The organism is Brevibacillus borstelensis, assembly GCF_036700025.1.
Taxonomy (GTDB): Bacteria; Bacillota; Bacilli; order Brevibacillales; family Brevibacillaceae; genus Brevibacillus; species Brevibacillus borstelensis.
In genome coordinates this window covers 4083495-4095712 of record NZ_CP144922.1, presented here as the reverse complement: position 1 = coordinate 4095712, position 12218 = coordinate 4083495, and the positions used below count along the sequence as shown (strand labels likewise).

12 protein-coding genes are annotated in these 12218 nt (G+C 55.6%); 11 read left to right on the top strand and 1 reads right to left on the bottom strand.

Annotation, left to right across the window (positions count from 1 at the left end):
• Nucleotides 1–31: 31 nt before the first annotated feature.
• The 9 genes from V5G20_RS19730 to V5G20_RS19690 all read left to right on the top strand — a co-directional run bounded on the left by V5G20_RS19730 (nucleotide 32) and on the right by V5G20_RS19690 (nucleotide 7563).
• Nucleotides 32–394: an SFCGS family glycine-rich protein gene (locus V5G20_RS19730; RefSeq protein WP_172920947.1), complete on the top strand. Its 363-nt coding sequence runs from the start codon at nucleotides 32–34 to the stop codon at nucleotides 392–394.
• A gap of 3 nt (nucleotides 395–397) precedes the next feature.
• On the top strand, nucleotides 398–736 hold the full coding sequence (locus V5G20_RS19725) for a DUF4312 family protein (protein WP_003387716.1): 339 nt from the start codon (nucleotides 398–400) through the stop codon (nucleotides 734–736).
• A gap of 21 nt (nucleotides 737–757) precedes the next feature.
• Entirely contained in the window at nucleotides 758–1546 is a 789-nt protein-coding gene (locus V5G20_RS19720) for a DUF4311 domain-containing protein (protein ID WP_003387715.1), read from the top strand.
• Nucleotides 1546–2196: a DUF4310 family protein gene (locus tag V5G20_RS19715; RefSeq protein ID WP_003387714.1), complete on the top strand. Its 651-nt coding sequence runs from the start codon at nucleotides 1546–1548 to the stop codon at nucleotides 2194–2196. The genes V5G20_RS19720 and V5G20_RS19715 overlap by 1 nt, the downstream gene beginning before the upstream one ends.
• Before the next feature lie 43 nt (nucleotides 2197–2239).
• Complete coding sequence (locus V5G20_RS19710; protein ID WP_338461880.1) at nucleotides 2240–3346, top strand: DgaE family pyridoxal phosphate-dependent ammonia lyase; 1107 nt, start codon at nucleotides 2240–2242, stop codon at nucleotides 3344–3346.
• Between the two features lie 10 nt (nucleotides 3347–3356).
• The gene (locus V5G20_RS19705) at nucleotides 3357–4082 is read left to right on the top strand and encodes a KDGP aldolase (RefSeq protein ID WP_338461878.1); all 726 of its coding nucleotides are present in this window, start codon (nucleotides 3357–3359) and stop codon (nucleotides 4080–4082) included.
• A 33-nt stretch (nucleotides 4083–4115) separates the two neighbouring features.
• Nucleotides 4116–4376: an HPr family phosphocarrier protein gene (locus V5G20_RS19700; RefSeq protein ID WP_031932336.1), complete on the top strand. Its 261-nt coding sequence runs from the start codon at nucleotides 4116–4118 to the stop codon at nucleotides 4374–4376.
• 2 nt (nucleotides 4377–4378) lie between these two features.
• On the top strand, nucleotides 4379–6130 hold the full coding sequence (gene ptsP, locus V5G20_RS19695; protein ID WP_338461874.1) for a phosphoenolpyruvate--protein phosphotransferase: 1752 nt from the start codon (nucleotides 4379–4381) through the stop codon (nucleotides 6128–6130).
• 212 nt (nucleotides 6131–6342) lie between these two features.
• On the top strand, nucleotides 6343–7563 hold the full coding sequence (locus V5G20_RS19690; RefSeq protein ID WP_024983880.1) for an FAD-dependent monooxygenase: 1221 nt from the start codon (nucleotides 6343–6345) through the stop codon (nucleotides 7561–7563).
• Between the two features lie 84 nt (nucleotides 7564–7647).
• Here the strand turns inward: V5G20_RS19690 and V5G20_RS19685 are convergent, their stop codons facing one another.
• Nucleotides 7648–8829 carry a M20 family metallopeptidase gene (locus V5G20_RS19685; protein WP_338461871.1) on the bottom strand — a complete coding sequence of 394 codons (1182 nt, stop codon included), beginning with the start codon at nucleotides 8827–8829 and terminating at the stop codon, nucleotides 7648–7650.
• 267 nt (nucleotides 8830–9096) lie between these two features.
• On the opposite strand from V5G20_RS19685, the gene V5G20_RS19680 reads away from it, so the two are divergent.
• Together V5G20_RS19680 and V5G20_RS19675 are read left to right on the top strand one after the other, a co-directional pair.
• Nucleotides 9097–10782, top strand: coding sequence for a M20/M25/M40 family metallo-hydrolase (locus V5G20_RS19680; protein WP_251237780.1), 1686 nt, complete (start codon nucleotides 9097–9099; stop codon nucleotides 10780–10782).
• A 77-nt stretch (nucleotides 10783–10859) separates the two neighbouring features.
• A complete protein-coding gene (locus V5G20_RS19675; protein ID WP_327955712.1) occupies nucleotides 10860–12191 on the top strand; it encodes an ATP-binding protein in 1332 nt (443 codons plus the stop codon).
• Nucleotides 12192–12218 lie beyond the last annotated feature (27 nt).

Sequence of the window (12218 nt, the reverse complement as noted above, 5' to 3'; positions counted from 1 at the left end):
GCAAACCATTGCACAAAGGGAGGCTGAAAGGATGACAAAAGTAAAGATCGTCATCGGAGATCGTTTGGGAAAGGGACAGAACATCGCCAAAGGTGTGGAGGCTGCCGGAGGGATCCCGATTGTTATTTCTGGGGTAGGGGCTGACATGAAAGTAGGAGATGTCATGAAGCAGGAAGAGGCCGATCTCGGCTTGTCGTTTTGCGGCAGCGGAGGAGCAGGCGCTTTGACGGCCAAGACAAAGTACGGCTATCCCGTCGAATATGGCCTGCGCTCTGTGGACGCGGGAATTACAGCCCTGCGCAGCGGCAAGAAAGTAATCGGTTTTGGCTTTATGGATACAGAGGAACTCGGCAGAAGAATGACCGAAGAATGCATAAAGCTGAGGGGGAAGTAAGCCATGTACAGAGAGAGGATCGAGAGCTTGCGGCTGACGGGCAGCGGGGATACGAAGGAAGGAGCATTTAACAAGATATTCGGACAGATCAAGCACGTCGTGGCCAGACAGACAAGTGATCTCGTCGTTCGTATCGAGCCGGTCCGCATCGAGGTCGTATCAGCAACAGAGAGCATGTACAAAGAGCGTCTGTTCGGCCTGTTTTTCCCGCGCACGCGAACGAGGTACGACATCACCGTAGATATCCAGGTGCGGCTGGGTGTGGTGGACGTGGCAAGCATTCCGTTTCAAACGCAGACAGAACAGACAGCAAGGCTGGGACAGGTGGCAAGTCAGCGATAGATAGTAAAGGGGGGAAGGTTCATGGTAACGATCATCATCGTTTTGAAGTCGATTGTCATTGGCGCATTGGTCGGCTTCGGCGTGGGGGCGGGTGCCGCTCGCATGTTTCACGCGCCGAACGTCCAGGGGATGGGGGCATTTCGCACGTTCGGAGAACTGAATGCTTGCGCCGGAGATCCGATTTCCCATTTTTCGTTCGGACTTGGCTTCTTGTTCAACTCATGGGCTTCCGTGGTCGGGGCGGGAGCTCTGACGCAGGACGTCGATCACCGGGTCATCCCGAACTGGGCGGCTGCGATCCTTCTTTGGAAAAACAAAAACGTCGAGGAAACGCTGCACAATCCGAAGCGGATGGCGTTCGCCGGAGCACTCGTCGGTGTCGTCGTTGTGACGCTGCTCAACTCGACGGCAACCGCCATTCCCCAATCGATGCAGTTGGTGGCGACAAAAGTGCTGGTCCCTGCCGCCAACTGGCTGATCAACCCGATCATGCCGATTGTTTTCTGGATGGCGGCCTTGGATGCGGGGAAGCGCACAGGAATCTGGGGCACCGTATTGGGCGGGATGTCCCACCTGGTCATGGGCAACGCCGTGCCTGGCATCGTGCTCGGTATCCTGATCGGAAAAGGGCTGGACGACAGCGGCTGGAACCGAATTACAAAAACGATGGTCGTGGCTGTCGCACTCTTGTTTGTTCTGAGCGGCTTCTTCCGTGCCTTTGATGTCGCTTTGTTGAAGAGTCTGCAAGTAGAAATTCCGCAATGGCTGGTTGAGCTTCACGAAACATTTGGATCGGCGGTGAAGAAATAATGAATGAGCTGCAAGCAAAAGGATTTTGGTATTCGGAATGGGCGTTTGCCCTCTTTGTCGCGTGCCTCTCGTCGGGAATCTTTGCCGGTACTCATCTGTATTACGTCTATCACGTAGGTGCTTTTAACGACATCGCGATTGTCGCCATGCTCGAGGCGGGTATCAAGGGAGGCGGATACGGAGCTGCGGCCGCGTTTGGCGCAAGCTTTCTGTTTGCCCGGATTTTGGAGGGGCCGCTGGTCGGCATCCTCGACATCGGCGGTTCTCTGCAAACAGGTATCGGAATCGGCGTTCCGGCGCTGATGCTGGGTGCCGGGTTTACTGCGCCACTGATTTCCTTTCCCTTGGCTTTGACGACGGGGGCGGTATTGGGGCTGGCGATTGGAACGGTAATTATTTTGATTCGCAAATTTACGATCAATTCGGTCAACTCTACCTTTGGAGCCGATGTCATGATGGGTGCAGGGAATGCCGCAGGACGCTATCTCGGTCCGCTCATCGTCATTTCCGCCATCATGGCCTCCATTCCGGTTGGAATCGGTGCAACGGCAGGAGCGGCCATCTTTTACTACTTCAATAAGCCGATCGCCGGAGGAGCGATCATCGGAGCCATGGTTCTCGGCGCGATTTTCCCCATTCCTACCCAGTAAACAGGGGGTCGGAAACAGAATCAGGAAGGACGGGATATGAGATATGGGCATCTATCAGCAGCTAGGGCTGAAGCAAGTCATCAATGCAAGCGGAAAAATGACGGCGCTAGGCGGAAGCGCCGTCCATCCGGAGGTAGCCCGGGCCATGGGTGAGGCGGCGATGGATTACGTAGAGATCAGCGAACTGATCGAAAAAGCGGGAAAGCTGATCGCGGAGGCTACCGGCGGCGAGGACGGCTGTCCGACGGCGGGAGCGGGAGCGGGGATCGCGATCAGCGTGGCGGCTGTCATCGCCGGTACCGATCTGCGTCTGATCGAACGTTTGCCAGACTCGGCAGGACTGAAAAACAAAATCATTTTGCAAAAAGGACACGCGGTGCATTTTGGAGCGTCGCTGCGGCAGATGGTTGCCCTCGGAGGGGGGCAGGCCATCGAAGCGGGTCATGCGAATCACGTGGAGGAAGCGCATTTGCGTGCGGAGATAGACGAGCAGACAGCGGCGCTTTTGTTCGTGCAATCCCATCATGCGGTGCAAAAAGGCATGCAGTCGCTTGAGACGATGATACAGCTCGGACGCGATCACAAGGTCCCGGTGATTGTCGATGCCGCTGCGGAAGAGGAATTGCGCCGCTATGTGGCGATGGGGGCCGATCTGGTCATATACAGTGGGGGGAAAGCAATTGGCGGACCGACATCGGGCTTTATCACCGGCCGCAAAGACCTGATCGAAGCGTGCCGGGCCCAGTATAAAGGCGTGGGGCGCGCCATGAAAACGGGCAAGGAGGCGATCGTCGGACTGCTCTCCGCGCTTGCCAGGTACAGTCAGGCAGCAGGCCATGGCGGAGAATGGCGTGATCGGGCGGAACGGCTCGCCCAGGAATTGAACCAGTTGTCCGGACTTTCAGCCAGTGTGGTCAAGGACGAAGCTGGCCGGGACATCTACAGGACACAAGTACGGATTGATGAACGCGAGTCGGGATTTTCGGCAAAGGAAGTGATCCGGCTCCTCGAAAAGGGCGATCCCGCCGTTTTCACGCGAAACCATTACGCCAATACGGGAGTGATTTTCCTCGATCCCCGCCCGCTCCATGAGGGACAGGAAAAGGTCATTGCCGCACGCTTCAAAGAGATATGGGACAACAGAAAGTGAGTGATAAGTCGTGACGATACATCCAGTCATCCGTTTAAACGTACTGGCCAAAGATGTGGACAATGCCAGACAGATCGTAGATGCGGCAGAGGGTCGCGTTTTGATCGGCATTATGGTCAAGGGTTACCCCTCCGTGGAGGCAGCTGCGGAAACGATCAGAGCATACCAGCAGGCAAGCATTCCCGTGTCTGTAGGACTTGGTGCAGGCGATCCAAGCCAGTGGAAAAAGGTCGCCGAGACCGCTGTGCTCACGAAGCCCGATCACGTCAATCAGGTTTTTCCTGCCGCCGGCTATACGTTGGGTGCCTTGCAGGCGGTTGACAGCCGGCACACGCTGGTCAATGCCCTGATAGCGCCGAGCGGCACGCCGGGAAAGGTCATTGTCGCAACTGGTCCGCTCAGCGGGCAGGCTCAAGACTTGGTATCCTGCGATGCCGCTGCCGCCATGCTTGCCGAGATCGGCGTTCATTCCGTCAAATTTTATCCGGTCTGCGGAACCGAAAAGCTGGAGGAAGTCAAAATGATGGCAAAAGCAGCCGTCCGCTACGGCATTCCCGTGTTCGAGCCGACGGGCGGGATTGATGAAAAATCGATCCGCCCCATCGTGGAAACCTGCCTGGAGCAAGGGGTAAAAGAGGTCATCCCGCACGTCTATACATCCATTGTGGATCAGGAGACGGGGCTGACGCGGCTCGATCAGGTGGAAGATTTGCTTGCCGCCTTGCCTGCCGTATAGCTTTTCAACGAATCGAGATAGGAGTGAAGCGAGATGAGAGAGAAGCAAGTCGTTGTTCAACTGCCCCAGGGCCTGCATGCCCGGCCGGCTACGCTGTTTGTAAAAACGGCCACTTCCTTTTCCAGTGAGATTGGTTTGATCAAGGGGGGCAAAAGCGCAAACGCCAAAAGCATCATCGGCGTGATGTCGCTTGCCGTGGCAAACGGGGAAACCGTGAAGCTGACCGCCGACGGTTCCGATGAGGAAGAAGCGTTGGATAAGCTGGCCGCCTTTCTGGAACAAGGAGCCGAGTAGTCATGGGAACCATACGCGTACATGGGATAGGCGCATCCGCCGGAATCGCGATCGCCAGGGCACAGGTGTGGAAAAAGCAGGACCAAAAAATCAGTCAGGAAGTAAGATCGCCTGAAGAGGAGCTGGCTCGTTTCAAAACAGCAAGCGAGCTGGCATTGAGCGGACTGGCGACATTATATGAAGAGACCAGGTTGCGTTTGGGACAGAAGGAAGCCGATATTTTTCAGGCCCATATGATGCTGCTGCAAGACCCGGAGCTGATCGGTCAAATCGAGGTGCTGCTGGCAGCAGGAAACATAAACGCGGAAGCGGCAGTGCAGAAAGTGACGGGCGAGCTCGTGAGTTTATTTGCATCACTGGAAGACGAGTACATGCGGGAGCGCGCGGCGGATATTCGGGATGTGGGCCAGCGTCTTCTGTCCTGTCTGCAACAAGTTGCCAGGGACCATCGCCAAGGAGCCGCACGGGAAGAGATAGGAACGCTTGATGCGGTCATCGTTGTCGCACATGACTTGTCTCCATCCGATACGGCCCAGCTTGATACCGGCCTGATCAAGGGCTTTGCCACACAAATCGGAGGCGGCACCTCGCATTCCGCGATTATGGCCCGTGCTCTTGGGATTCCGGCAGTCGTCGGCCTCGGACAGGCTTTGGAGCAGGTGGAGGATGGGGACCTGATCGTGCTGGATGGGACAGCAGGACTGCTTTGTCTGCGACCGGACGAGGAGGAGCTTTCGTCCTACGAACAAAAGCGCGCCGACTGGTTACGAGAGAAAAAGAGGCAGGCACGCTGGGCAGAGCTACCCACGGTAACCCAGGATGGACATCGTGTCGAATTGGGAGCAAACATCGGCCATCCGGATGAATGCCAGGCTGTGCAGCAGGTTGGCGGAGAGGGTATCGGACTGTTTCGCTCCGAGTTTTTGTTCATGAACAGGGCAAGTATGCCGGATGAAGAAGAGCAGTTCCAGGCGTATCGGCAGGTCGCGCAAGACATGAATGGTAAGCCTGTTGTCATCCGGACGCTGGATATCGGCGGCGACAAAGAGCTGCCGTATATGAACCTGCAAAGCGAGCTGAACCCGTTTCTCGGCTATCGCGCGATCCGGTTGTGTCTCGATCGGGAGGAATTGTTTCTTACCCAGCTGCGGGCGATTCTCCGCGCTTCGCACTACGGCTCCGTCAAGCTGATGTACCCGATGATCGCTACGCTGGAAGAATGGCGGGCGGCGAACCGGTTGCTGGCGGAGGCAAAAGAAACGCTTGCCCGAGCGGGGATTCCGTTTGACCCTGCCATTGAGGTAGGCTTGATGATCGAAGTGCCGGCAGCGGCCCTGGCCAGCGAGCTGTTTGCCCGGGACGCCGACTTTTTGTCGATCGGGACCAACGATCTGATCCAGTATACGCTCGCCTGCGACCGGATGAACGAACAAGTATCCGGCTTGTATCAGCCGTTTCATCCAGCCGTTCTGCGTCTGATCCGGCAGGTGATCGATGCCGCTCACCGATACGGCCGCCGTGTAAGCATGTGCGGTGAGATGGCCTCCGATCCCCTGGCTATCCCGCTGCTTCTGGGCATGGGTCTTGACGGGTTCAGCATGAGCGCATCGTCTGTGCTGGCTGCCCGTGAGCTGATCAATCAGCTGTCCTTCGAAGAGATGAAGGAGCTCGCGGAAGCCGCCCTGAAGCTGGAGGGTCAGGAGCAAGTCAAGGCGCTGCTCCTGGAAAGAACGCGGGTGCAGATAAACGCTTGACTTCATTCCGTACAAATCCAGGCCTCCTTTATGCCCCATGGGCAAAAGGAGGTTTTCTGTGTTCCTAAGTAGAAGGGCGAAGGGGAGAGATGCTAATGAGCTGTAAGACTTGCAAAGAGTTGCCCACAAGGGAAGAAGCTGGACGCCGATGCCGAAAGCCCGTAGACTAAGGGCAAGAAAGCACAGACGAAGCGGAAAGTGGAGGAGCCGGGATGCAGAATCGATTTGGCAAACAAGGAAAAGCGATCGTCATCGGCGCGGGGATCGGCGGCCTGTGTACAGCGATTGCCCTGGAGCAGATCGGCTGGGAGGCAGTCATCTATGAGCGTGCACGCGAATTGAAAGGGATCGGGGCCGGTATTGTTTTGGCCGCGAATGCGATGAAGGCGCTCGATAGGCTGGGAGCCGGAGAACGAGTCCGGGCATTGGGCGCCCCTGTCCGGACTGCGGAGATTCGCGACTGGACGGGTAGGCTGCTCGTCAGGCTGCCGGTGAGGGAGCAAGCGCAGAGATGCGGGGCGGACAGCTATATGATCCACCGCGCTGACCTCCAGCAGGCCTTGCTTGGGTGCATACGCAAGGAGTCGATCTGCCTGGGGCATTCGTTCAGCCGTTTTGAGACGGAAGAGAACGGGGTTCGGGCGTTTTTTGAAAACGGCGAGGCGGCTTGCGGCGATGTGCTGATCGGGGCGGACGGGATTCATTCGAACGTTCGAAAGCAGTTGTTTGGCGAAGAGCTGCTGCGATATTCCGGGTATACGGCTGTCCGGGGCATTGCTGTCTACAGGAATGAACGCTACCCCGTGGAGACGGGAGGCGGGTTTGAGGCGTGGGGAAAAGGGGTTCGGTTTGGTTTTTCGCACATTGGCCACGGGCGGATTCACTGGTTTGCGGCGATCAATGCGCCGGAGGGCGCGGAAAAGCGTTTTGCCGGAAACAAGGAAGACCTCCTGAAACGCTTTGAAGGCTGGTACGAACCAATACGCGAAGTGATCGCGGCCACAGATGTGTCTGCCATGCTATGGAACGACATCTATGACCGGAAGCCATTAAAGTCCTGGAGCGCGGGGAGGGTGACACTGGCCGGGGACGCGGCTCATCCGATGCTGCCGAATTTGGGACAGGGAGCTGGACAAGGGATGGAAGACGCGCTGGTGTTGGCCCGGTGCTTGTCTTTGTCCAAGTATCGGGAAAACGCCGCTAATTCTGCTGAAAACGCGGTAACTGCTTCAGGCATAGAGGCTGCATGCCAGCGATACGAGCTGCTGCGGCTCAAGCGCACCAAGGCGATTGTACGAGGCTCGCGCATGATAGGCAGGATTGTCCAGCTGGAAAATCCGTTGGCGCTCGCTGTTCGCAATCTTGCCATGAGGATGATTCCGGCTCGCCTGCAAAGCAAGCGGCTCGATTGGATCGTGGGGCATGAGGTATAACGTTGCAAAAAAAGAGGCCCTGCATTCAATATTTCGCTAGGGCCTCCGATCAGCTTGACTTGCGTTTGGAGAACGTATTTTCCGCTATTGATGCCGTTCCTGATAGTCGAGCAGAGCGGCGATGAATACTTGCCCGATGCGGACCATGGAGCGCTCGTCGACGTCAAATTTGGGGTGATGATGCGGATAGGTCGCCTGAATGTCCGGGTTTTGTCCGCCTACGTTGAAAAATGTACCGGGTCTTTCCTTGACGTAGTAGGCGAAGTCTTCGCCTCCCATGCCCGGCGGGACTTCCATGACTTCTTTGTCGCCCCAGATTTGTTTGGCGACATCAAATAGCGCTTGTGTCTCTTCGGGGTGGTTCCAGGTGGCCGGGTAGCCGCGCCGGTAGACGACCTCGCAGCTTGCGCCCGAAGCCTGGCAAGCGGCCTCCGCGATTTGGAAGATCGCTTTTTCGGCCATTTCCCGAACCTCTTCATTATATGTACGAACAGTTCCCTTCAGTTTTACGGAATCTGGAATGACGTTGAAAGCATCCCCGCCCTGGAAGGAACAGACGGACACGACGATTTGCTCCAGCGGATCTACTCGTCGGCTGGCTATGAGCTGCAGATTCATCACGATCTGGCTGCCGATGACGATCGGGTCGATGGCCTGATGGGGATGGGCAGCGTGACCGCCCTTGCCGGAGACGACAATCTCAAACTGATCGGATGCGGCGGAGACAAAACCGTTCCCGATCCCGACGACGCCGCAAGGAATGTCGGAAGCGACGTGGGCGCCATATACGACGTCCACCCCATCGAGACAGCCATCTGCCACCATGGCCTGCGCTCCTCCGGGAGGCAGCTCCTCTGCGAACTGGTGAATGAATACGACATTGCCCGGCAGCTCATCACGGACTTCACTCAATACCTGTGCGACACCGAGCAGGGCGGAGGTGTGAATGTCGTGGCCGCAGGCATGCATGACGCCAGGGACGCGGGATTTGTACGCAACCTCTTTTTCATCCTGGATCGGAAGGGCGTCAAAGTCGGCCCGCAAAGCAACCGTTTTCCCCGGTTTGCCGCCCCTGAGCAGCCCGACGACCCCCATGCCGCCAACGCCGGTACGTACCTCGATGCCGAGTGACGCCAGTCGATCTGCCACTTTTTTTGCCGTGTTTACTTCTTCATAAGAAAGCTCGGGGTACATGTGCAGGTCGCGCCGCAGGCTCACCATTTCCGGGTACAGCTCTTGAAGCCGGGCAAATAATTGTTCACGCATGCAATTCACTCCCATTCCATAGTTTTCAACGAACGCCGGGGCATGTAGAGATGAAGAAACACTTTTAGTATAGATAAATTTACCGAATTTTCGCAATATCACCTTATAAAGCATATGATTGCAAAGGGTAGCTGCCAGAAAAAATCAAGACCATCGGCAGGATGAACCATGCGTCTGACGAATGGGTTATGTAGGGAGATGGACCTGGGTAAAGCATGACGGGCCGTTTCTATTCCAGATCCGCGATTTGCGAAAAGGAGTGTTCAGATGTTGTCCTCTCGTGAAGTGGTGTTGCAATTGACAGATCAATTGGTGAAGGTAGAGAGTGTGGTCAACACGCCGGGAGAGATCGATGTCGCCCGAGCCTTGTATGAGCTGTTATCCTCGTTGCCCTATTTTCAGGAACATCCGGACAGACTGCTCCTTTCACGTACCGTAGACGATGAGGTAGAGCGGTACAATGTGCTTGCCTTCGTAAAGGGAACCAAGGCTGCTGACAGTCGAACCGTCATTTTGATGGGACACACCGATACGGTCGGCATCGAAGATTTTGGCCATTTGAAAGACAAGGCTTGCCATCCGCAGGAACTTATGAAAGCGCTTCGACAGGAATCGCTGCCACCTCTGGTAAAAGAACAGTTGGAGTCGGGCGAGTGGCATTTCGGGCGCGGTGTGCTGGATATGAAAAGCGGGGTGGCCAGCCATGTATATTTGCTGAAATATTACGCCGAGCACCCCGACGAGCTGGCGGGCAACCTGGTGCTGCTGGCTGAATGCGATGAAGAAGACAGTTCGCATGGAGTACTGTCCGGCATCAAAGACTTGAAACGCTGGAAGGAAGAGCATGGCTTCGAATATATTGCGCTGATCAATTCGGATTTTGTGGCGCCGCTTTATGAGGGAGACGAAAACCGTTATGTTTACAAGGGGACGATTGGCAAACTCCTGCCTTCCTTTTTCATCACGGGAGCGGAGACGCATGTAGGCTCCTGCTTTGAAGGCCTGGACCCGAATTTTCTCGCCGCCGAGCTGACGCGGCAGATCAGCTACAATCCGGAGCTGTGCGACGAGGCGTTGGGTGAGATCCCGGTACCGCCGGTTTCGTTGAAGCAAATGGATTTGAAGCCGACCTATACGGTTCAAACCGCGCTGTCAGCCTATGTGTACTACAACTTTTTCACCGTTTCCTGGTCGCCGAAGGAAGTGCTGGACAAGTTGAAGGAGCAGGCGGAGATTGCCTTTGCCAATGCGCTCTGTGTTTTGGAAGACCGCTACCGCCGTTACCGCGAGCGCTGCAATGAAGCGTATCAGCCGCTGCCGTGGAAGCCCCGGGTCATGATCTACGAGGAGATGCACCGGCAGCTGCTGGAGGAGCATGGGGAAAGATTCGCCCTTCATATGAAAGCCTTCAAAGAGGAGCTTATGCAAGACAAGACATTGGATACGAGAATGTTTGCCGCGAGAGTGGTAGAAGAAGAGTGGAGCTGGATGAGGGACAAAAGCCCGGCGATCATCCTGTTTTATTCCTCGCTGTATTCACCGCCGATCGATTTGAGCGGCAAAGACGAACGGGAGAGGCAGCTGCTGCGTGCATTGGAGGAGGCAGTCGAAGCCGTTCAACCGAACTATGCCCATCCGATCGTAGCAAAAAATTTCTTTCCTTATATTTGCGACATGAGCATGGTTTGCTTGCGTGATGACGAAGCAGGGATTCGCGCCGTAAGCGACAACAACCCGGGTTGGGGGACCAAGCACTATGTGAATTACGAAGACATCCGCGACCTCAATGTTCCTGCCATTAATATCGGCCCTTATGGGTATGACGCGCACAAAAAATACGAGCGGATGGAAATCGCGTTCTCGACTGAAATCGTTCCGCAGCTAACCGATCTGGTCATCCGCAAGCTGATCGGAAACGAAGTAAATATAGACACGTCCCTGCAGGTGTACTAGAATGAACGTGACCGAGACTGGAGACAAATGGCTGTAAGATAAGGGGATGCCATAGGGTCCGCAATGGGGTAGAGAACATGTTTGTAACCATATATAAAAAACCCCGTGTCATGCTGGTGTTATGGATAGCCGCGATTATACTGCTCGTGCTGACAGCCGTTAATGTGGCCGTTTCCTATCGAAACACGATGAAATCCGTGCACATCTCCCTCGCATCCAAAAGCATGCGGGAAGCAGCATATATTGCCGGGAAACTGGACGTATCGGCCTACAGGACGCTGTTGCGAGCGCCTGCAAGCAATCAAGCCGCCTTTGCCAGAATTCAGGAGCAGCTGCAAGCCGCTCGTGAGATGGCAGGTGCTTTGTACGTCTATACGATGCAAATCGATGATCGCCAAAAAATTGCCAAAACCGTTGTAACCGCCCACCCGCCCGATTCGCCGCTTTCGTTTCCGCCTGGACAAATTTGCAACGTGACGGAACAGCAAATCGGGCAGGTGAAACAGGGCTACAGCTACTATTCCGATGTCATCAAAGACCCGATTTATGGGGAGTACGTGTCGGCAGGGGCACCCATCTACGACGAAGCCGGACATGTGATCGGCATTCTCGGTGTGGATGTCAGCGCGGACAATATGTACAGCATCGGCCGGGAAGTGTTGCGCAGCAGCACATACACTTTTGTCTTTCATGCATTGTTTGTCGCGCTGCTGGCGGCAATTTTCCTCTTGCTGCAAAAATGGTACCGTCGCGAGCTGAAAGCGGCCGTCGGGGATACGGAGAGAACGTATCAGGACGAGATCCGTTCCGTGATTGCCTCGATGCGTTCGATCCGCCACGACTTTGTCAATCACATGCAGGTTCTGTACGGCTTGATCGAATGCAGGTATTACGACAAGGCGCATGAGTACATCAGGACCCTGATTCGGGAGGCCAAAGTACTCGATCTGTCCGTACGGATACAAAATCCGGCGTTGATGGTCTTGCTGCATACCAAATGGGAAAAGGCACGGACACGTCAAATTTTGATGCAATTGGAGGTCAGCCAGCACCCGTTTGACCAGATTCCTTCCGTTGATCTGATCAAGATTTTGTCCAATTTGCTGGACAATGCAATTGAGGCGGCCGAGGAGGCGGAAGGAGAAAAGCGAATCCGGCTGTGCTGCCAGGAGGATGATTCGGCGTACCGGTTTACGGTGGAAAATACCGGCCCCGAAATCCCGCCCCGTCAACTGACGGCGATCTTCCAGGAGGGGGTCAGCACGAAACGGCGCGATGGCGAGACGCCCAGAGGCATCGGTCTTTCGATCGTCCGGGAGGTCATAAGGAAGTACGCAGGAGAAATTGACGTCGAATCGGCGAACGGAGTCACGAGGTTTCAGGTTCGTTTGCCTGTGAAGAAGAGATGAATATTTCTAAGAAGCTGCCCCTTTTTA